This window comes from Mesorhizobium sp. RCC_202 (genome assembly GCF_041355295.1).
Lineage (GTDB): Bacteria > Pseudomonadota > Alphaproteobacteria > Rhizobiales > Rhizobiaceae > Mesorhizobium.
Genome location: NZ_JBFUPO010000005.1, coordinates 457,943 through 478,838, shown reverse-complemented (window position 1 = coordinate 478,838; position 20,896 = coordinate 457,943). Strand labels below are relative to the sequence as shown.

19 protein-coding genes are annotated in these 20,896 nt (G+C 62.6%); 6 read left to right on the top strand and 13 right to left on the bottom strand.

The genetic code is table 11. The annotated features are described in order from the left end of the window. Positions 1-37 precede the first annotated feature (37 nt). Positions 38-1,669, top strand: a complete 1,632-nt coding sequence (locus AB6802_RS15215; RefSeq protein ID WP_371010933.1) for a hypothetical protein — start codon at positions 38-40, stop codon at positions 1,667-1,669. Positions 1,670-1,677: 8 nt separating this feature from the next. Here AB6802_RS15215 and AB6802_RS15210 read toward each other — a convergent pair whose 3' ends face one another. Together AB6802_RS15210 and AB6802_RS15205 are read right to left on the bottom strand one after the other, a co-directional pair. After that, positions 1,678-2,337 (bottom strand): hypothetical protein, encoded by a 660-nt coding sequence (locus tag AB6802_RS15210; RefSeq protein WP_371010932.1) that lies wholly within the window; start codon positions 2,335-2,337, stop codon positions 1,678-1,680. Next, positions 2,334-2,633, bottom strand: a complete 300-nt coding sequence (locus AB6802_RS15205; protein WP_371010931.1) for a DUF3572 domain-containing protein — start codon at positions 2,631-2,633, stop codon at positions 2,334-2,336. The genes AB6802_RS15210 and AB6802_RS15205 overlap by 4 nt, the downstream gene beginning before the upstream one ends. Positions 2,634-2,973: 340 nt before the next feature. Here AB6802_RS15205 and AB6802_RS15200 point away from each other — a divergent pair, with 340 nt between their 5' ends. Beyond that, positions 2,974-3,345 (top strand): response regulator, encoded by a 372-nt coding sequence (locus AB6802_RS15200; RefSeq protein WP_371010930.1) that lies wholly within the window; start codon positions 2,974-2,976, stop codon positions 3,343-3,345. Positions 3,346-3,378: 33 nt separating this feature from the next. Next, the gene (locus AB6802_RS15195; protein ID WP_371010929.1) at positions 3,379-4,752 is read left to right on the top strand and encodes a PleD family two-component system response regulator; all 1,374 of its coding nucleotides are present in this window, start codon (positions 3,379-3,381) and stop codon (positions 4,750-4,752) included. 541 nt (positions 4,753-5,293) lie between these two features. On the opposite strand, the gene AB6802_RS15190 is transcribed toward AB6802_RS15195, so the two are convergent. From AB6802_RS15190 to AB6802_RS15140, 11 genes are all read right to left on the bottom strand, one after another. Next, entirely contained in the window at positions 5,294-6,295 is a 1,002-nt protein-coding gene (locus AB6802_RS15190) for a phosphatase PAP2 family protein (RefSeq protein ID WP_371010928.1), read from the bottom strand. 63 nt (positions 6,296-6,358) lie between these two features. Continuing rightward, positions 6,359-6,556 carry a hypothetical protein gene (locus tag AB6802_RS15185; protein WP_371010927.1) on the bottom strand — a complete coding sequence of 66 codons (198 nt, stop codon included), beginning with the start codon at positions 6,554-6,556 and terminating at the stop codon, positions 6,359-6,361. Between the two features lie 72 nt (positions 6,557-6,628). Further along, the gene (locus tag AB6802_RS15180) at positions 6,629-6,742 is read right to left on the bottom strand and encodes a DUF2934 domain-containing protein (protein ID WP_371010926.1); all 114 of its coding nucleotides are present in this window, start codon (positions 6,740-6,742) and stop codon (positions 6,629-6,631) included. Between the two features lie 327 nt (positions 6,743-7,069). Further along, entirely contained in the window at positions 7,070-7,237 is a 168-nt protein-coding gene (gene rpmG, locus AB6802_RS15175) for a 50S ribosomal protein L33 (protein WP_006201775.1), read from the bottom strand. 155 nt (positions 7,238-7,392) lie between these two features. Then, the gene (locus tag AB6802_RS15170) at positions 7,393-7,851 is read right to left on the bottom strand and encodes a hypothetical protein (RefSeq protein WP_371010925.1); all 459 of its coding nucleotides are present in this window, start codon (positions 7,849-7,851) and stop codon (positions 7,393-7,395) included. A 142-nt stretch (positions 7,852-7,993) separates the two neighbouring features. Beyond that, positions 7,994-9,172: an MFS transporter gene (locus tag AB6802_RS15165; RefSeq protein WP_371010924.1), complete on the bottom strand. Its 1,179-nt coding sequence runs from the start codon at positions 9,170-9,172 to the stop codon at positions 7,994-7,996. Between the two features lie 18 nt (positions 9,173-9,190). After that, on the bottom strand, positions 9,191-9,931 hold the full coding sequence (locus tag AB6802_RS15160; RefSeq protein ID WP_371010923.1) for an NUDIX hydrolase: 741 nt from the start codon (positions 9,929-9,931) through the stop codon (positions 9,191-9,193). 86 nt (positions 9,932-10,017) lie between these two features. After that, entirely contained in the window at positions 10,018-10,470 is a 453-nt protein-coding gene (locus AB6802_RS15155) for a DUF983 domain-containing protein (RefSeq protein WP_371010922.1), read from the bottom strand. Further along, positions 10,470-12,779, bottom strand: a complete 2,310-nt coding sequence (gene rnr / locus AB6802_RS15150) for a ribonuclease R (protein ID WP_371010921.1) — start codon at positions 12,777-12,779, stop codon at positions 10,470-10,472. Before rnr ends, AB6802_RS15155 begins: the two co-directional genes overlap by 1 nt. A gap of 4 nt (positions 12,780-12,783) precedes the next feature. Then, positions 12,784-15,351 (bottom strand): type I DNA topoisomerase, encoded by a 2,568-nt coding sequence (gene topA / locus AB6802_RS15145; RefSeq protein ID WP_371010920.1) that lies wholly within the window; start codon positions 15,349-15,351, stop codon positions 12,784-12,786. A gap of 268 nt (positions 15,352-15,619) precedes the next feature. Next, entirely contained in the window at positions 15,620-15,997 is a 378-nt protein-coding gene (locus AB6802_RS15140) for a hypothetical protein (protein WP_371010919.1), read from the bottom strand. 160 nt (positions 15,998-16,157) lie between these two features. Here AB6802_RS15140 and AB6802_RS15135 point away from each other — a divergent pair, with 160 nt between their 5' ends. The 3 genes from AB6802_RS15135 (at position 16,158) to glmS (ending at position 20,814) form a co-directional block, all read left to right on the top strand. Then, positions 16,158-16,904 (top strand): cytochrome c biogenesis CcdA family protein, encoded by a 747-nt coding sequence (locus tag AB6802_RS15135; RefSeq protein WP_371010918.1) that lies wholly within the window; start codon positions 16,158-16,160, stop codon positions 16,902-16,904. A gap of 490 nt (positions 16,905-17,394) precedes the next feature. Then, positions 17,395-18,762, top strand: a complete 1,368-nt coding sequence (glmU, locus tag AB6802_RS15130; protein ID WP_371010917.1) for a bifunctional UDP-N-acetylglucosamine diphosphorylase/glucosamine-1-phosphate N-acetyltransferase GlmU — start codon at positions 17,395-17,397, stop codon at positions 18,760-18,762. Positions 18,763-18,990: 228 nt separating this feature from the next. After that, the gene (gene glmS, locus AB6802_RS15125; RefSeq protein WP_371010916.1) at positions 18,991-20,814 is read left to right on the top strand and encodes a glutamine--fructose-6-phosphate transaminase (isomerizing); all 1,824 of its coding nucleotides are present in this window, start codon (positions 18,991-18,993) and stop codon (positions 20,812-20,814) included. The last annotated feature ends 82 nt before the right edge of the window (positions 20,815-20,896 follow it).

Below are 20,896 nucleotides of genomic sequence, written 5' to 3'. Positions count from 1 at the left end.
CACAGGCGCGATGTCCCCAGACGAACGGAGAACTGACGTGAAGCGTGTATTGCCACTGGTTTTTGTTCTCGCGCTCAGCGCGCCCGCTCTGGCCCAGACCGTCGACAACCAGGGCGCCAAGCAGCTGTCCGACAACCTGGCGCGCTATTTCGGCAAGCAGATCTTCGATATCGGGTTCCTGAAAATCTCGGTCGACGGCGACGCCTACAAATTGGCTTTCGATTTCAAGCCGGTCGCGGCCCTGCTGGCAAAAGATCAGTCCTTCAAGTTCGACGTCCCGCCTTACTCGATGCTGACCAAGCCGCGCAAAGACGGGCAGTGGGACGTTTCGGCGGATACGTCCCTGGCGGGATCGCTTGATTTCACCGGCCCTCAGGGTCCGCAACACATCGACTTGTCGATCTCGAACAACAAGTTCTCCGGCGTCTATGATCCCGGCCTTGCGGCTTTCGTCAGCGGCACCGGCTCGATGGATGGCATGACGATGAAGACCCGGGAGGCCAAGCAGGAGGCGGATGTCTCCGCCGGCGCCGGCACCGCGACGATCATGGCGACCAAAGCCGCCAACGGCGGCATCGATTTCACGGTGGCGCAAAAGGTCTTGAGCTTTGCCGAGACGATCAAGGTCAACGATCCCGAAAACGGGTTGAGCTTTCCGGCCTCCATATCGTCGCCGGAACTGTCGGTGGACGCCACCGGCAAGGGATTCAAGACCAAGCCGCTGCTCGACCTGCTTGCCTTCGCCGTCGCCAATGAAAGCGACGAAAAGGTCAAGGCGAACCAGGCCGAATTCAAATCGCTCCTGCTTGCCGCACTGCCTGTCTGGGAAAGAATCGACGGCACGTACCGCTTCAAGGATTTTGCGGTGGAGAGCCCGGTCGGCAAGTTCGGCGCGACCCAGCTAAGCACCGCTTTCGGCATGGATGGCGTCTCCCAGAGCGGCAAGGTCGACTACGCGATCAAGGCTTCGGGCCTGACGGTCCCGCACCAGATGCTGCCCGCCTGGACCGTTCCGTTGCTGCCGACGGACATCGACCTGAATTTCGGCGGCGCCGATATCGATCTCGACACCATGGCGAAGAAGGCGATCGAAGCCTTTGATCTCAACAAGAATCCGCCGCTGACGGACGAATTCGGCAACGGCCTGGTAGCTGAATTCCTGGCCAAGAAGCCCAAGGTCGTGCTCGGCCATTCGACGGTGAAGAACGGCGATGTCGAAGTCGCCATGGAAGGTGAGATGACTTTCCCGGGCGGCGAGAAACCCGATGCGACCGTAACCGTCGACGTCGCCGGCTATGACAAGATCGTCGACGCCCTGAAAGAGGCTGCCAAGAGCGACGAGCAGATGGCGCAGGCATTTCCTTTTGCGCTCGCCGTCAAAGGTTTTGGCAAGACACTGCCGGACGGCCGCCTGGAATGGGTGATCGATACGAAGGCCGACGGCTCGGTCAAGGTGAACGGCGCGATGCTGAAAGGTCCCGATGCGGTCCAGGATGACAGCGCGGGTCAGGGCGACAACGCCGACCAGGATGACAGCGCCGGCCAAGGCGCCAACCAGGACGGCAATTCGGGTGGTGATGACGGCACGAACGGGACCGACAACTCGACGGGCGACGGCTCCACTCGTGGTGATAGCAGCGGTGGGGCCGGGGCGAAGCTGCAGCCCTGAAAGCCGGGTTAAGGTTCGAGACCCAGCGCGGCCGCGATCTTCGGCGCGGCTTCCTGCCAGTCATTGACGGAGACGACGCCCTCGGGCGTCGGCGGCAGGAAGGCGCGTAGCGAGTTGTCGGCCATCAGGTGGAACAGGTGCGCATCGGCGACCGAATCGCGCGCCGACACCAGATTGCCGGGCTGGTCGTCGATGAAGACGACAGGCCGACCTTTGGCGCCGCGCAGCTTGGCGATGGCCGGACCCTTGGCCATTTCCGTCGTCAGCAGCGGATAATTGAGGCCGAGGGCATCGAGATGGGCTCGGCGCGCCGCGCGATGCCTGTGCGGCATGGCGGTCAAAAGGACGATTTCTGCCCGCCGACCGAGCCCGGCCAGTGTTTCCGCGGCGTCTTGGGTGATGGTCTGCCAGTCGGCCTGGGCATCGAAGAAATCGCCCAAAAGCGCTGTCACTTCGGGCTGTTCGATCAGCCGGCCGGTTGCCGTTTCGGCGATGTTGCCGGTGAGGCGGAAAGAAGCAAGCGTGAGGCCGAAGCCGCGCGACTTCAGGAAATGCGGGAAAGGGCGGATGAATTCGAGCACGACATCGTCGACGTCGAGCACCAGAAGCGGACGGTCGTCGGCCGCCAGCTCCTCGATCTGGCGTGCTGTCTCGGGATCGTCACTCATGTCGAATGCTCGTGATCGTCATTGCCGAGCGGCAGCGCCCGCAAGGCCTTGCCGACGGATGCGGGCGGCGTGCCGGTTTCCTCGGCAAAGCGCAGGAGCGTCGGCTCGTGGGCCAGGATGAATTGCAGCACGCCTGCGAGAAAGCCCGGCTCGGCCGCGGCCTCGCGGATCGAATTCGCCTCGATGCCGGTGATCGCCAGGAAGCGCGGCAGAAGTTCGGGATCGGCCGCGACGAAGCCCAGCGCCCTGACGGCAATGGTTTCCGCTTCTTCGCGCATTGACGCTGCGTTCGCCATCATTACCTTTGGATGGTGGATTTTTGAGTCTCTCTCCGCAGTAACGGCAAGTGCCGCTTGCGGCAAGTCTCCGCTCGCCAAAGCGCGTCGCGCTGAAACAGATTCAGGCGACGCGCCTAGGTCTTTATTTTGATGCATGTCGTCGCTCCCAGAACTGCTGAACATTTCCGGGCGAGCTGCATTGGTGCAACGTCGGAAGGTGGAAATGGAACAGCTTTTCCACCCCCCGGTTTCCGTTTCGTCAATCATATTGACGTAGGGTGGAGACGGGTTGGATGCGGTCCGGGAAAGGGCGCATGACGATTGTCTTCGCGTCGAAGGCGGTCGGGATGGGAAATTGATGGCCAAGAAGGTGATGATCGTCGAGGACAATGAGCTCAACATGAAGCTCTTTCGGGACCTCATCGAAGCCAGCGGTTACGAGACGGTTCGCACGCGCAATGGGCTGGAGGCGCTCGATCTGGCGCGCCAGCACCGGCCGGACCTGATCCTGATGGACATCCAGCTGCCGGAGGTGTCCGGCCTGGAAGTGACCAAATGGCTGAAGGAAGACGATGAATTGCACACCATTCCGGTCATCGCCGTCACCGCTTTCGCCATGAAAGGGGATGAGGAGCGCATTCGCCAGGGTGGTTGCGAAGCCTATATTTCCAAGCCGATCTCGGTGCCGCGCTTCATCGAGACGATCAAATCCTACCTGGGCGATGCCTGATGCATACCACTTGCCGAACCGGAGCCTGCTGATATGACCGCGCGGATCCTCGTCGTCGACGACATCCCCGCCAATGTGCGGCTGCTGGAGGTTCGGCTGCTGGCTGAATATTTCGAGGTGCTGACGGCCAACAACGGCGCCGATGCCATCGAAACCTGTGAGAACGGCAAGGTCGACGTCGTGCTGCTCGACGTGATGATGCCCGACATGGACGGGTTCGAGGTCTGCCGGCGCCTGAAGAGCGACCCGGCCACCTCGCATATCCCGGTGGTCATGATCACCGCGCTCGACCAGGTCTCCGATCGCGTGCGCGGCCTTGAGGCGGGCGCTGACGATTTTCTCACCAAGCCGGTCAATGATCTGCAACTGATGACGCGGGTGAAGAGCCTGGTCAGGCTGAAGTCGCTGACCGACGAGCTCAGGCTGCGCGCCTCGACCACCCGCAACATCGGCATCGAGGAGCTCCTGAGCCGCGATTTCGCGACCGACGATGTCAGGCCACGCGTGCTCTTGATCGACGAGCGCAAATCCTCGGTCGAGCGTATCCAGAAGATGCTGCGCAGCAGCGCGGACCTCGACGTCGCGACAGACCCGAATGCCGGTTTCTTCCAGGCAGCAGAGACGCAATATGAGTGCGTGCTGGTCTCGACGGCTTTCGCCAACTTCGATGCGCTGCGGCTCTGTTCGCAGTTGCGCTCGCTCGATCGCACACGGTTTCTGCCGATCATGCTGCTTGCCGAAGAAGGCGAGGAAGGCCGGATCCTGCGTGGGCTGGAGCTCGGCATCAACGACTATCTTATCCGACCGATCGACCAGCACGAACTGACGGCGCGGCTGCGCACGCAGGTGCGGCGCAAGCGCTACAACGACCAGTTGCGCGCCAGTGTTGCCCAGACCATCGAGATGGCCGTCATCGATGGACTGACGGGGCTGCACAACCGCCGCTATCTCGACAGCCATTTGCAGACATTGTTCGACCGCGCCGTGGCGCGACGGCGGCCGTTGTCGGTGATGATCACCGATCTCGACCGTTTCAAGTCGATCAACGACGCGCATGGCCATGACGGCGGCGATGACGTGCTGCGCGAATTCGCCAAGCGGCTGCGCAAGAATGTGCGCGGCATCGATCTCGCCTGCCGCTTCGGCGGCGAGGAGTTCGTCGTGGTGATGCCGGATACCGATGGCGCGGTCGCCGAGAAGGTGGCCGAGCGCATCCGCGCCGAAATCGCGCAGGCGCCGTTCGCGATCGGAAACGACGGCAAGATGATCGAGGTCACGGTCAGCGTCGGAGTGTCCTCGGTGCTGAAAGGGACCGACACGGTCGCTGCGCTTATGAAGCGGGCCGACCTTGCGCTTTACGAAGCCAAGAGCGGTGGACGCAACCGAGTGGTGGCAAAGGCCGCTTAGTAGAACGCGCCAATTCCGGGCTGACCAACAGGGTTACAAATTTACCTTAACCCGAGCGATTCGGGGTGGTGGTTAAGAAATGGTTGATTTTCATACGTTCTTGCGCAAATCTGCGCCGCATAGACCGAAGACGAGGCCGGCACGAGGGTAGACTAGCCGGCCCGACCCGAAAAATACCCCATGATGCTCAGGTCCGCCGCATCTCCTGGGTCCGTGGGGTCGGCCGGCCGGCGCTGGCACATAGTGGCCTCCTCGTACCGCTGCCAAACGCCGACCGGCCCCCTTTTCAGCAAAACTAACATCAGAGCCTTATGCTGAACGGGTGGCCGGCGGTTAATTCGCGCGGGGTTGTCCGCAAACAAAAACGCCGCCCGGAGAGCGGCGTTTCACGCGGCCGCACGATTGTCATCGGCGGCAATGCCAGCATGGCGAATTCTGCAACGCCTCCGTCCAGCGCGTTCTCCTTTCAACACCGCGGACCCGCCGCAAATCGGTACCGGCGCCGAGAGCGATTACAACGGCTATATCGACGAGGTGCGAATCAGCAAGGGTGTTGCCGGCTATCCTCTGATGCCGGCTTCCATGCGCCGACCTCGGCCTTCCCGCGGTCGTTACGTCCAATCCACATGACAAACGCTATCGATATAAGCGCAACGTTAGCGCCGCCAATGACATCGGCGAGATGGTGGCCGCCTTCGGGGACCGTGGCGACGATCATCAGGCAATTGACGAGCGCCAAGGGAAAGACGGCAAAGGTTCGCCTCCAGGCATAGGTAATGAGGATGCCGAGCGACGTATGATAGGACGGGAAGGATATTAGCCCGACGATATTGTCTGGCTTGAATTCGAACGGTTCGCTCGCCCGCAACTGCTCAAGCACAGACAAATGAGCAAGCCCACCCCTTGCCGTATAGTTGCTGAATGTCTCAGCCGCAGGATGATAATAGGCATAGGCGCCGGCAGTCGGTATCGCCATCGTCACCAACGACGCGATCGATAGAGCGAAAACAAGCGTCGTGGCGAACTCGAACAATCGTTCTTGACGGCCAATAGCAGCATACATGCATCCGGTGAGCATGACTTGGAACGGGATCGATCGGTAACAAAACAGCAGGATCGCGGCGACCGTTGGCGATGCGTTGAGCCGTTCCACGGTCGCAGGCCAATCAAACCCAAGAGTCTGGTCGAACAAGACGAAAGTTCCATCCATCAGCGGACGTTGCATGTCAGCAGCCAAATCGATGAAAAGCGCGACGGCGGTCACAAAGAGTATATAAAGTGTTAGGAATAGGCCGCCATTGTGCAGCCCATCGGCAATGCGGGCTAATATATCTTTGATCATCCCTGATGATCGCTTTGCAACGGCTGCTATCCCCATCGACAGCACTACGAATGCCACGCCGTAGGCCGCACTTTGTGCGGTCCATACTGCCGCGTGAGCGGTCAGGTAAACATCCGAGCGTTGAAGCAGCGCGAAATCAGTTACAGAAAAAAGAAGGATCGTCACGCTGATTGTCAGCAAATATCGCTGATAGGGACTCATCCCAGCACCCCTTCAGGTAACCATCCTTTTGCAGGTCGTGCAAAGCAAGTCGGCTGCCCAGTCTTAAACGAGCCCGTAGCCGTGTCTTGTTATCCATTTATCCAAGCGTTGTTGCCTCAATACATATTCCGGCACCATGACGGGCGCCTCGGTCACGGTCGGCTTGGGAGAACTATGTGAAATAACCTTGTCGGCGCCCCACCAGGTTAGAAGAACCACCACGACGATTGTCCCGATTTGTTCGATCGACAATTGGTCCATGGCATTTGCTCCGGTTTGCCTGATGTCTGGGCATTATGCCCGCCAAACCTTGCGTCAACCCTACCTACGACATCAATCTGCCCGCGCGGGGTGCCAATGTTTCTCCGGGTCGCCATGCACGCCGCCTTCGCGTTCCCAAATCTCGTAGGCGCGCTGCTGAATTCTGTGGTGCCGATCGTCGCCCATGTTGAATCTCCGTGATGGTTCAACGCGGAGTAGGGCGGAATGATCCGAGGGATCTGTTGATTTGAAGGTGTGTGCAGTCCTGCGTGACGGCCAATTAAGGTTACCAGACCCTACATCGCTGTTGAGGGACAACAAATGCTCCGCCGTCACGAGCTCAACCCGTTCGGTTGGGGCAAGGTTCCTGATCTTCGCTGGCCAGCCATACTGGCAACCCGGCGCGTTATGCGAGCCGTTATGCTAGATTAGATTGTATGCAATAAAAACAAGGGTTTACATACGGAAAACGCCGCCCGGAGGGCGGCGCTTTGATATCTCGGAATGACCAGATTACTTGATCTTGGTTTCCTTGAACTCGACGTGCTTCTTGGCGACCGGGTCGTACTTGCGGAACGACAGCTTGTCGGTCTTGGTACGGCTGTTCTTGCTCGTCACGTAGAAGAACCCGGTGTCGGCGGTCGACAGAAGCTTGATCTTGATGTTTGCGGCTTTGGCCATGATTTTCGTCCGTTAATGTTCGTGGAGTTTTGGCCGCTGGTGCACGGGGAAAACACCCGGACGCGGGAAACTTGGCGCGACACATAAAGAACGCGCCTGGAAAGTCAAGCCCAGGCGCCGTCTTGCCCATTGCCGCATGGCCAGCTTTCGTCGCGTCATGCGTTCTCGATGATCAGCGCATTTGCCTTTTTCCAGTCGCCTGTGGTGTTCCACCAGCGGTTGGGATTGGCGCGGTCGTCGAGGCCCTTGGAGCGGCTGGCCAGCAGCGGCTGGATGCGGATCACCGGCTCCTGGTAGGAATGGGCCTGGAATATCGCCTCGACGACACGGGCGGCGAGCGGCTGGTCGTCGGGGAGTTCGAACGACACCTCGACCGTGCCTGGGCGCCGGCGCAACTCCGTCTCGGCGCCGGCAGCCGCGCCTTCGAGCGGCCGATAGCGCTCGATGCCTTGTGCCGACTGGTAGGCGTTGCTGTCGTACTTGCCCATGCGCAGCGGCGTGATCGCCACCACCGCCTGCATGATGCGCTCGACATCGGCTGCCGGCGCCTGGAAGCTGACGAGCAAAAGCAATTCCATCCTCAGGGATTTGGTTTCGAACCCGCTGTCGACCATCGCAATTCTCCTTGCTTACCTGCGTTGGAAGTTGGGTATAGCAGGGGTGCTGCTGACACGGTGACGTCAGCAGCCTTGCCGGCCGCGGCGTTCCATCGTCAGGAGCCGGCAGAGCAATTGCCGGGCAGCTGAAGCGACGGGTCTAGAGGAGGATCTTGCGCACAAGCCTGACGCTGACCAGCGCCATGTAGGCGGCAAAAAAGAAAGCCAGCGACCAGCCGAAGCCCGAAGGGCCGAAGGCGTCCATGCCGATGCCGATCGCCTGCGGGCCCAGCACCATGCCGACGCCGTAGCAAAGCACGAAGGCGGCATTGGCGGAGGCGAGCTCGTGGCCGGAGAGCTGCGAGCCGAGATGGGCGAGGCCGATCGTGTACATGGCCGCGACCACGCCGCCCCAGACGAACAGGAGCGCTGCCATCAAATGCCAGTTCTGGGCGAAGAATGGCATGAAAGCCGTACCGATCAGCCCGACCGTGGCGCAGCCCAGAAGCAGATAGCGGCGATCGGAGACACGGTCGCTGATCATGCCCATCGGAATTTGCAGCAACACGTTGCCGAGGCCGATCATCGTGAGCAGGAGTGCTGCGTCGGCCTCCGAATAGCCGATCCGGTTGCCGTAGATCGGAAACAGCGCAAAGCCGCCCGTCTCGACCGCGCCGAACACCAGCACGGCGAAGGTCGCGGTCGGCACCAGCCAGATGTAGCGCAGGAAATGGCTGGTCTCGCTGTCGGCGACGATGGTTGGGCTTTCGTTGCGGGCGGCAAGCACAGGTATGGCGGCAAGCGTCACCAACGCGATGATCACGCCGAACGGCCGGAAGCCGGAACTGCCGAGATGGGCGAACAGCCACGGGCCCGCGGCAAAACCGAGCGACAGAACGGTGGCGTAGATGCCGAGAACAAGGCCACGGCGCTGCGGCGGCGCCGACGTGCTGATCCAGAACTCGGACAGGATGAACAGCACCGTCAGCGCGATATGCAGCACGATGCGCAGCGGGAACCACATCCAGAAATCGGGCGCGAAATGGAAGCCGACGAAGGCCAGCGCACCGGTGGCGATCATGGCGATCATGGTCCAGGCGACGCCAAAGCGCATGGCGAGCGGCGTGGCGAGCGGCGCACCGGCGATCGAGGCGAGGCCGGCGACAGCGGTGTTGAGGCCAATCATCGAAGCCGAATGACCTCGTGTTTCGAGGATCACGCTGAGCAGCGGCATGCCAAGGCCGATGGCGATGCCAACGACGCTGATCGAGGAGATCGCCGCGATCATCGGCAGCCAGTGTACGCGTTCGTCGCCCTGTTGTTGGGTATCGACCGTCATGGGATAAATGCTCTGTTTCTAAAGGACTTCGCGGACGAAGCGGTTGCGGACAAGCCGGAAGAACGGCACGGCGCCCCCTGGACGCAGCAAAGGGTCGTCGGCGAGCTGCTTTTCCAGCTCTGCCAGAATCATGCGGGTGATGTCGGGAATATCGGCTTTGCGCGCCTCGGCAAGCGGCAGCCAGACGAGTTCTTCCAACTCGTTGGTGGGGCCGCCGCCTGGCAGTTCCACGGCGACGTCGCTGCGCCACGCGGCAAAGAAGCGGGTGTCGAAGCGGCGCACGCGATTGGGCGGGGTGATGGCGCGCGCGATGAAGCGCAACACATCCAGCGAGGGCGCCACACCGTGTTCGACAAAGCCCTGCCAGTCGCGCTTCGTCGTCGCCAAAGCGCCTTTGCGGCCGATGAGCAGGCCGGCTTCCTCATAGGTCTCGCGGATTGCCGACAGCGCAATGGCGCGCGCCCGGACGGGATTCGTGCGGCCGGGACCGGCGGCGAGCTTGGCCTCTATCTCGCGATGCAGCGGAGCGGCGATCGGGATGCGGCTGTCGGCGGGGTCGGTGCGGCCGCCGGGGAAGACGAATTTCCCGGGCATGAAGGCATGGCCGGCGTGACGCCTGCCCATCAGCACCACGACGTCGCCGTCCCTGCGGTCGAGCAGGATAAGCGTGGCGGCGTCGCGCGGACGTAGTGGCCGGCCGCTGCGCACGGCCAGGCCTTTATCGAGCTTGTCGACATCCGCCTTGGTCATTCCGTTCATGCGCTCGACCTAGCGGAAACTTCCTGAATGCGAAAGTGGCTTGCGCATTCCGGCCTTTGCACCAGCCCCAAACCGGGGTGGCTGCCTCAGCTGCCCGGATGCGGCTCGAACTCGTCTTTCTCGCCACCGAAGCCGTGCATATAGAGCGCCCATTGCAGTCCGATGACGGCGCCTTTGACCGGCTGCAGCAGGCCGAGCGAAAGGATAATGGTCAGCGGCACCCAGATCAGCGCGTGCTGCCAGTTCGCAAGCGTGTAGGCCGCCTCGACAGCCATGAAGGCGCCGAGCACGATGTGGCCGACAATGACGATCACCAGATAGGCGGGCAGGTCGTCGGCGCGATGGTGGTGGATTTCCTCGCCGCAGACGCTGCATTCCTCGACCGTCTTGGTGAAGCCTTTGAACAGCTTGCCTTCGCCGCAGCGCGGGCAACGGCCAAGTATGCCGCGCTTGATTGCCGGCCACAGCGGACGCGCGACGCGGCCGGAATGATGTTCACCGCCGAAAACCTGTTCTTCCAGCCTAAGTTCTTCTGGCATTACCGTCTCCTGCCGCGCGACCCAGAGCGCGATTGTGAGGCGCGGGCGCGGCCTTTGGCCTTGTGGAATGATCGGCTCGAGCCGGGCAGCGGCTTCGGGTCGGTCAACATCTCGAAACGCATCGCGCCGGCCATTGGCGCAACTTCGATCAGCCGGACCTCGACGCGATCGGCGAGCTGATAGCCCTTGCCGGTGCGTTCGCCGAACAGCGAACGGGCGGTTTCGTCATAGATATAGTAATCGCCGCCCAAGGTTGACACCGGGATGAAACCATCCGCGCCGAACTGCGGCAATTGGACAAAGAGTCCAGCCTTGGTGACACCGGAAATGCGCGCGTCGAACGTGTCGTTGACGCGCTCGGCGAGATAGGCGGCGACCAGCCGGTCGACCGTGTCGCGCTCGGCCGCCATGGCGCGGCGTTCCGTTGCCGAGATCAACACGGCTATCTCTTCCAGCCGGTCGGCTTCCTGTTGGGTCAGGCCGCCCGAGCCAAGACCAAGTGCGGCAATAAGCCCGCGATGGACGATCAAATCGGCATAACGGCGGATCGGCGAGGTGAAATGCGCGTAGCGTTTCAGGTTGAGGCCGAAATGACCGATGTTCTTGGGCGAATATTCGGCCTGGCTCTGCGAGCGCAGCACCACCTCGTTGACCAGCGCTTCGTTGTCGGCGCCGCGCACGCGCTCGAGGATGCCGTTGAACTGGCTCGGCCGCATCTGCGCGCCGCGCGCCAGCGACAGGCTGAGCGTTGCCAAGAATTCGCGCAGCGATTCCTGCTTGGCCAGCGAAGGCGCGTCGTGGACGCGGTAGACCAGCGGTTCTTTCTTCGCTTCCAAGGTCTCGGCGGCCGCGACATTGGCCTGAATCATGAACTCCTCGATGAGCTTATGCGCATCGAGGCGTTCGGGCACGATGACGCGGTCGACCGTGCCGTCTTCCTTGAGCAGGATCTTGCGCTCGGGCAGGTCGAGCTCCAGCGGCTGGCGGGCATCGCGGCCACGCTTCAACACGGCATAGGCGTCCCAAAGCGGCTTCAGGACGCTGTCGAGGATCGGCCGCGTCTTGTCGTCCGTCACGCCATCGATCGCGGCCTGCGCCTGCGGATAGGCGAGCTTGGCTTTCGACTTCATCATGACGCGGTGAAAGGAATGGCGCAGCTTGCGGCCTTCCGCGGAGAAAGTCATGCGCACGGCAATCGCCGGCCGGTCCTCGCCTTCGCGCAGCGAGCAGAGATCGTTGGAGATGCGTTCGGGCAGCATCGGCACGACCCGGTCGGGGAAATAAACCGAGTTGCCGCGCTTCAGCGCTTCACGATCGAGCGCGGTGCCGTAGCGGACATAGGCCGCGACATCGGCGATCGCCACCGTGGCGATGACGCCGCCGGGGTTCTTCTCGTCGGGGTCTGGCATGGCGAAGACGGCGTCGTCATGGTCCTTGGCGTCGGCCGGATCGATGGTGACCAGCGCCAGGTCACGCCAGTCCTCGCGATGCTCCATCGTCGCTGGCTTCACGGCCTCGGATTCGGCAAGGACGTCGGCCGGGAAGATATGCGGGATGTCGTGCGCGTGGATGGCGATCATCGAGACCGCCTTCTCACTGGTCAGCGAGCCGAGCACCGCCAGCACCTTGGCGCGCGGCAGGCCGTAGCGCGAAGCGCGCGCCGGCTCGACCTCGACCAAGTCGCCATTCTTGGCGCCGTTCTGGAATTCCTTGTCGACGATGAGTTCAGGCTGACGCCGTTCCACCGGCTCGATGCGGAAGGTGCCGTCCTTGAGCACGCGGAAGACGCCGAGCACGGCATCGGTCCGTTTCTCGAAGATCTTCATCACCCGTCCGGTATAGGCGGGCCCGGTCGCATCGTCGGTCGGGAAGGTTTTTGCCAGCACGCGGTCGCCGATGCCCGGCGCCGGGCCACTGCCGCCGCGCGATACGCGGATCGAGACGACAGGCGGTTCGCCGGTGCCGACGGGCTCCGCCGGATGGGCCAGCAAGATGCCGTCGCCATCGCGGCCGAAAATGTCGAGCATTGCGACATGGGGCAGGGCGCCGACGCGGGCGAGCCGCTTGCGCTCCTTGGTCAGCAAGCCTTCGTCCTGCAGATCGCGCAACAGGTCCTTTAGCCACACGCGGTCCTCGCCGCGCAGCGCGAAGGCCTTCGCGATCTCGCGTTTGCCGGAGCGATCGGGATTTTCGGCGATGTAGCGCAGGATTTCTTCGCGCGAGGGCCGGTAGTCGTGCTTGACCACCTTGGCCCTGGTATCGGCGTTGCGCGGATCGCCGTGGGTTCTTCCGGAGATCCTGCGCGCCACTTTGCTATCCCTTTTTAGCTGCCTTGCGGAAGGGCTTCTTGCCGCCTCCGCCCTTGGCTTCCTTTTCGGCGATCAGGGCGAGCGCCTCTTCCATCGTCACCGATTGCGGATCCTTGCCCTTGGGCAGCGTCGCGTTGACCTTGCCGTAATTGACATACGGGCCGTATTTGCCGTCGCGCACGATAATCTTGCCGCCGCCATCGGGATGGTCGCCAAGCTCCTTCAGCGCCGCCGGCGTGGCGCCGTTGCGGCCGCCCTTGCCCTTCTGCTGCTTCTCGGCGATGACCGTGACGGCGCGGTTGAGGCCGATCGAGAACACATCCTCGATGCTGTCGACATTGGCGTAGGTGCCATCATGCAGCACGAACGGCCCATAGCGGCCCAGCCCGGCGGAGATCATCTTGCCGGATTCGGGATGCTTGCCGATATCGCGCGGCAGCGACAGCAGCGCCAGCGCCTTCTCATGATCGATCGATTCCGGCGTCCAGCCCTTGGGCAGGCTGGAGCGCTTGGCTTCCTTGCCGTCGCCACGCTGGATGTAAGGCCCGAAACGGCCGGAGCGCAGCGTGATTTCCTCTGATGTATAGGGGTCCTTGCCGAGCACCTTGGTGCCATCGTCGCCGCCGCCGTTCTCGCCATTGGGGTTGGCGGCGTCGCCAAGCTGGCGGGTGAACGAGCACTCCGGATAGTTCGAGCAGCCGACGAAGGCGCCGAACTTGCCGAGCTTCAGCGACAGATTGCCGGTGCCGCATTTCGGGCAGATGCGCGGGTTCGAACCGTCCTCGCGCGCGGGAAACACCAGCGGCGCCAGTTCTTCGTTGAGCGCGTCGAGCACGTCGGTGACGCGCAGTTCCTTGATGTCGTCGACGGCGCCCGAAAAATCCTTCCAGAAGTCGCGCAGCACGTCCTTCCAGGCAAGCTTGCCGTCGGAAATCTCGTCGAGCTTCTCCTCCAGCGAGGCGGTGAAGTCGTATTCGACATAGCGCTCGAAGAAGCTTTCCAGGAAGGCCGAGAGCAACCGGCCCTTGGCCTGCGGCACCAGCCGTCGCTTGTCGATGGTGACGTAGTCGCGGTCTTCCAGCGTCTTCAGGATCGCCGTGTAGGTCGATGGCCGGCCGATGCCGAGCTCTTCCAGCTTCTTGATCAGCGAGGCTTCGGAATAGCGCGGCGGCGGTTCTGTGCTGTGCTGTGTGGCGTTGATCGCCTGGCGGACAAGCTGCTCGCCGGCGCGGATCTCGGGCAGGCGGCGGTTTTCCTCGTCCTCGGCGTCGTCGTCCTTCTGGTCGGTGTAGGCGGCGATGAAGCCGTCGAAGCGCACGACCGAGCCGATCGCGCGCAGCTCGGCGGTGCGGACGCCGTTGACCGCCTCGATCTCGACCGTCGTGCGCTCGATCTCGGCCGGCTGCATCTGGCTGGCGATGGCGCGCTTCCAGATCAGCTCGTAGAGACGCGCCTGGTCGGCATCGAGATACTGCCGGACCGATTGCGGCGTGCGCGCGAAATCGGTCGGGCGGATCGCCTCGTGCGCTTCCTGGGCATTCTTGGCCTTGGCCGTATATTGACGCGGCTTTTCCGGCAAATATTTCGCGCCGAACTCGCTGACGATGGTGCCGCGCGCGCCCTCGATGGCCTCCGGCGCCATCTGCACACCGTCGGTTCGCATATAGGTGATGAGACCGGCGGTCTCGCCGCCGATGTCCATGCCTTCATAAAGCTTTTGCGCCACCTGCATGGTGCGCGTGGCCGAGAAGCCGAGCCCGGACGAGGCGGCCTGCTGCAGCGTCGAGGTGGTGAAGGGCGGGCCGGGATTGCGTTTTGTCGGCTTGGCTTCCACCGAAAGCGCCTTGAAAGCGGCGCCTTCCAGCATCGCCTTGATGTCGTCGGCCTGCGCCTTGTTGCCGATATCGAGCTTTTGCAGCTTCTTGCCGGCAAAGGCGGTCAGCCGCGCTTCGAAATTGTCGTTGCGCGGCGTGTTGAGGATGGCGGCGATCTGCCAGTATTCCTCGCGGATGAAGCGCTCGATCTCGGATTCGCGGTCGCAGACCAGGCGTAGCGCCACCGACTGCACGCGGCCGGCCGAACGGGCGCCCGGCAACTTGCGCCACAGCACTGGCGACAGGGTGAAGCCGACAAGGTAGTCGAGCGCGCGGCGGGCGAGATAGGCATCGACAAGCGGGGCGTCGATCTGGCGCGGATTGGCCATCGCTTCAAGCACGGAGGCCTTGGTGATGGCGTTGAAGACGACGCGGCTGACCGGCTTGTCCTTCAGCGCGCGCTTCTGCTTCAAGACTTCGAGGACATGCCAGGAAATCGCTTCGCCTTCGCGATCCGGGTCGGTGGCGAGGATCAGGCCGTCGGCATCCTTGACCGCCTTGGCGATATCGGCGAGCCGCTTGCCGGACGCGGTGTCGACCGACCAGGACATGGCGAAGTCCTCGTCCGGGCGCACCGAGCCGTCCTTGGCGGGCAAATCGCGGACATGCCCGAACGAGGCCAGGACCTTATAGTTCTTGCCAAGATATTTGTTGATTGTCTTCGCCTTGGCCGGCGATTCGACGACGACGACGTCCATGAGGTCTCTTAATCATTGGAGGCGGCGGAAGAACTCCGCGACACGACGAAATCCCACTCTTTTCGTCGCTCACATGGCCGCGCTTTTGCGATCGGTCAAGGGGAAGCAGCCAAATTGCCGGGCCCTTGCCGGCAATACACTCTTAGAGTGTATGGCAAAGATCACATTTTTTGGGCAAGCGGCGGTTCGTATCTCAAGCCGTGGGAACCGTCTGGTCGGCGATGGCTGGCTGCCGCGGATGGGCAGCCCAGCCGATACTCCACAAGACTCAATCAGCTTTGGCCACGTGCCAGACGCCGGCGACGCCTTCGCCGGTCATGTCACCAGCCTTTTTGTCCTTGACAAAGGTGTAAACCGGCTTGCCGTCATAGGCCCACATATGGGTACCGTCGGTGCGCTTGACGACAGACCATTCGCCGTCGGCCTTCGCGCTCGCCTTGGCTTTCAGCGGCGGCCAGTTGGCGGCGCATTTGTCGTAGCAGTTGGACTTGCCCTTCTCGTCCTTGTCGTAGGTGTAAAGCGTCATGCCCTTGGCGTCGGTGTAGATCTTGGCGCCACCGACAGTGGCTTCCTTCCACGCCTCCGTGGCTTGGGACGCGACGGTGCCGAACAGAAGCACGGCAAACCCGAGTGCAATCGGTTTCATGACAAATCTCCCTGAGTGCAAGCGCGGTCAATTCGCGCTCATCAGATCAACGCTCAGGCGGGGCTGTTTCTTCCCTCGCGACCATGCGCCACAGAATGGTGATTGGCAGGGCGGCATCCGCATCGCTATATCGGCGCCAGCACGTATCGGGGCAGGTAAAATGGCATTGGACATCGGCTATGTCAGCGCGGTCGGGGCAGGGGCGGTCTCGTTCCTGTCGCCATGCGTGCTGCCGCTGGTGCCGCCTTACCTCTGCTACATGGCCGGTGTTTCGGTCGACGATTTCCGCGGCAACCAAAGCGTGACGGCAAAGCAAGGCGCGCGCGGCGCGCTGCTCTATGCCTCTTTGGCCTTCGTGCTCGGCTTCTCCACCGTCTTCGTGGCGCTCGGCGCGGGCGCCTCGACCATCGGCCGGCTGCTGCGCGTCTGGCAGGAGCCGCTGGCGATGGCGGCCGGCGTGCTGATCATCCTGATGGGGCTGAATTTCCTCGGCATATTGCGCATCCCGCTGCTGTCGCGCGAGGCGCGCTTCCAGTCGCAGGGCAAGCCGGCCAGCATGGTCGCCGCCTATGTCATGGGCCTGGCCTTCGCCTTCGGCTGGACACCGTGCATCGGCCCGGTGCTGGGACCGATCCTGACTTTGGCCGGCGGCCGCGAGACGGTCGGCGAGGGGGCGCTGCTGCTCGCCGCCTATTCGCTCGGCCTCGGCATCCCGTTCCTGATCGCGGCGCTGTTTTCCGGCGCCTTCATGCGCTTCCTCGGCAAATTCCGCGTCCATCTCGGCCGCGTCGAGAAAGCGATCGGCGCGCTGCTGGTGGTCGCTGGCGTGTTCTTCCTGACCGGCGGCGTGCAAAGCGTGTCGTACTGGCTGCTGGAGAATTTCCCGGTGTTGGGACGGCTGGGGTAGCTGCTCGGCGATCGGAGAACCAGCCGTACCGTTGGGCGGCGTGGGTGACTATTTTCGCCGGCCCGCGTGACGCTGCTCGGCTTCGGGATGAGTTACTGTAACAGTGTGCGCGTCGGCCTCAGCTGGTTCAAACCAGCCGCTGTTGCTAGTGTAAGCATCCATCACTGTCGTGCCGTCATCGGTATAGGTCTTTCCTCGCTCAAAATGATACGAGGAAAACTCTAGGTCTGCCTCCAGCAATTGCTTGCACCGGTAGGTTTGAAGCTTCCTGGGCATCGATCTTCCTGCTTTGGGAGGGATGTGGCAACGCTCCATCCACGGGCAATTATGTATGGATGATCTGTAAGGAAATCATAACGACTTCATCGCGGGATTCGTCTATCGGGTGAGCCGCTCCCTCATCTCACCGGAATTTAACCGCATTGGTGCAGCATGAGTGCCACTGCTAACATGCCCTGATTCCAAACGCTTTTCATACGGTTGCCCATCCATGAGCCAGAGATCCTGCTTGTCCGTCATCCTTGCCGCCGGCGAGGGAACGCGCATGAAAAGCGCGATGCCGAAGGTGCTGCATGCCATTGCCGGCCTGCCGATGGTGGCGCATGTGGTGAGGGCGGCCGAGGCGGCCGGCGCGACGGGTGTAGCGCTGGTGATCGGTCATGGCGCCGAGGAGATGCGCAAGGCGGCGCAGAAATTCGCGCCTAAGGCTGAGACCTTCGTGCAGGAGAGGCGACTCGGGACCGGGCATGCCGTGCTTGCCGCGCGTGAAGCGATTTCAAAGGGTTACGACGACGTGCTCGTCATGTTCGGCGATACGCCGCTGATCGATGCCGGCGCGCTGGCGGCGGCGCGGCAAAAGCTGGCTGAGGGCGCCGCCGTCGCGGTCATCGGCTTTCGTCCGCCCAGCCCCACCGGCTACGGCCGGCTGATCGAGAAGGGCGGCAAGCTCGTCGCCATCCGCGAGGAGAAAGACTGCTCCGAAGCGGAGAAAAAGATCGGCTTCTGCAATGCCGGGATGATGGCGGTGGCGGGCAAGCATGCGCTGCGGCTGCTCGACAAGGTCGGCAACAAGAACGCCAAGGGCGAATATTATCTCACCGATATCGTCGAGATCGCCGGCGCGGACGGGCTCGACGTGGTGGCCACCGAAGCGAGTTTCGAGAGCGCGCTCGGCATCAACAACCGGGCCGAACTCGCCGAGGCGGAAGCCATCTGGCAGGGCCGCCGGCGGCGCGAGGCCATGCTGGATGGCGTCACGCTGATCGCGCCGGAAACCGTCTATTTCTCGCATGACACCGAGATCGGAGCCGACACCATTGTCGAGCCGAACGTCTGGTTCGGGCCGGGGGTGCGGATCGCCAATGGCGCGAAAATCCATGCCTTCAGCCATATCGAGGGCGCGACGATCGCCGCGAATTGCGATGTCGGACCGTTCGCGCGGCTGCGGCCGGGCGCCGAACTCAAGCAAAAGGCCAAGGTCGGCAATTTCTGCGAGGTCAAGCAGGCGACGATCGAGGAGGGCGCCAAGGTCAACCATCTGACCTATATCGGCGACGCACGCGTCGGCGCCGGGGCCAATATCGGCGCCGGCACCATCACCTGCAATTATGACGGCTATTCGAAATTCTTCACCGATATCGGCGAGGGCGCTTTTGTCGGCTCGAACTCCTCGCTGGTCGCGCCGGTCACGATCGGCAAGGGCGGTTACATCGCCTCGGGCAGCGTGATCACTGAAAGCGTGCCCGACGACGCGCTGGCCTTCGGCCGCGCCCGCCAGAAGACGATTCCTGGGAAAGGCAAGGAACTGCGGGAGCGCTTTGCCTCTGCTGCCGCGGCCAGGAAGAAGGCCGCGGAATGATCTTTGCCGGTTACCTGCGGAAAGCAACTCCGCCAAATATGAACGAGTCAGAACCAAGGCCCTGAAAAGCCGAGCGGTTCACGTAACCGGATTGCAAGAGCGACTTGTCATATTCATGTGTCAAAGACCGTTCCGGCTGACACGGAACGAAACGCAAAGTGACTTTCGCGGCAGGCCGGCAGTCCCTAGATAACGCTGGGTTTTCCGCTGGGAATCGGGGGCTATCGCATGTGCGGCATCGTTGGAATTGTCGGCCAAGCCCAAGTCGCGCCGCTCATTGTCGATGCGCTGAAGCGGCTTGAATATCGCGGCTACGACTCGGCCGGCGTCGCCACCATCGAGAAGGGCGAACTCGGCCGCCGGCGCGCCGAAGGCAAGCTGATCAATCTCGAACGCCGGCTGAAGGAAGAGCCGCTCGACGGCACGATCGGCATCGGCCACACGCGCTGGGCGACGCATGGCGTACCCAACGAGACCAATGCGCATCCGCATTTCTCCAACGGCGTCGCGATCGTCCATAACGGCATCATCGAGAATTTCGCCGAGCTGCGCGACGAGCTTACCCGTGACGGCTATGCTTTCGCCTCGCAGACCGACACCGAGGTCGTCGCGCATCTGGTGGCGCGCGAACTCGCCAAGGGGCTGAAGCCGGTCGAGGCGGCGCATGCGGCGCTGAAGCGGCTATCGGGCGCGTTCGCGCTGGCGATCATGTTCAAGGGCGACGAGGACCTTATCGTCGGCGCCCGCAACGGCCCGCCGCTCGCGGTCGGCCATGGCGAGGGCGAGATGTTTTTGGGTTCCGACGCGATTGCGCTGGCGCCCTTCACCAACTCGATCACCTATCTCGAAGACGGCGACTGGGCCGTCGTGCGCCGCAACGGCGTGACGATCTACGACATCGACGGCAACAAGGTTGCCCGCGGGCGCCAGCAGTCGCTGTCGACCAGTTTCATGGTCGACAAGGGCAACCGCCGCCACTTCATGGAAAAGGAAATCCACGAACAGCCCGAAGTGATCTCGCACACGCTGGCGCATTATGTCGATTTCGTCTCGGGCGCGTCTAAGCCGCTCGATCTGCCGTTCGATTTTGCCAAGATCGGCCGCCTGGCGCTCTCGGCCTGCGGCACCGCCTATCTCGCCGGGCTGATCTCGAAATACTGGTTCGAGCGCTATGCGCGGCTGCCCGTCGACATCGATGTCGCCTCGGAGTTCCGCTATCGCGAGATGCCGCTGTCGGCCAATGACGCCGCTTTCTTCATCTCGCAGTCGGGCGAAACGGCCGATACGCTCGCCTCGCTGCGCTATTGCCGCAAGGCCGGCATGAAGATCGGCGCCGTCGTCAATGTGCGCGAATCGACCATGGCGCGCGAATCCGACGTCGTGCTGCCGACGCTGGCCGGGCCGGAGATCGGTGTTGCCTCGACCAAGGCGTTCACCTGCCAGCTGTCTGTCTTGGCTGCGCTCGCGGTCCGCGCGGGCGTTGCGCGCGGCACGATCTCGCGCGACCAAGAAAAGCAGCTGGTACGCGAGCTTTCCGAAGCGCCGCGCTTCGCCACCCAGGTGTTGAAGCTCGACGAGCAGATCGAGCGCATCTCGCGCGAGCTGTCGCGCTACAAGGATGTGCTCTATCTCGGCCGCGACACCAATTTCCCGCTCGCCATGGAAGGCGCGCTGAAGCTCAAGGAAATCTCCTACATCCATGCCGAAGGCTATGCGGCGGGCGAATTGAAGCACGGGCCGATTGCGCTGATCGACGAGAACATGCCGGTGATTGTGATCGCGCCGCATGACCGCATCTTCGAAAAGACGGTGTCGAACATGCAGGAGGTGGCGGCGCGCGGTGGCAAGATCATCCTGATCACCGACGCCAAGGGCGCTGCCCAGGCCAGCGTCAAGACGATGGAAACGATCATCCTGCCGGAAGTGCCGGAGATCATTTCGCCGATCATCTACGCGCTGCCGATCCAGATGCTGGCCTATTTCACCGCCGTGTTCATGGGCACCGACGTCGACCAGCCGCGCAATTTGGCGAAGTCCGTGACGGTGGAGTAGGGCGCAGGGCAAGACGCTCGAGCTCTTTAAAAACTTCGCAGTTCCAAAGCGTCAAGCGGTTCACTAATGTTGCGGCGCAACC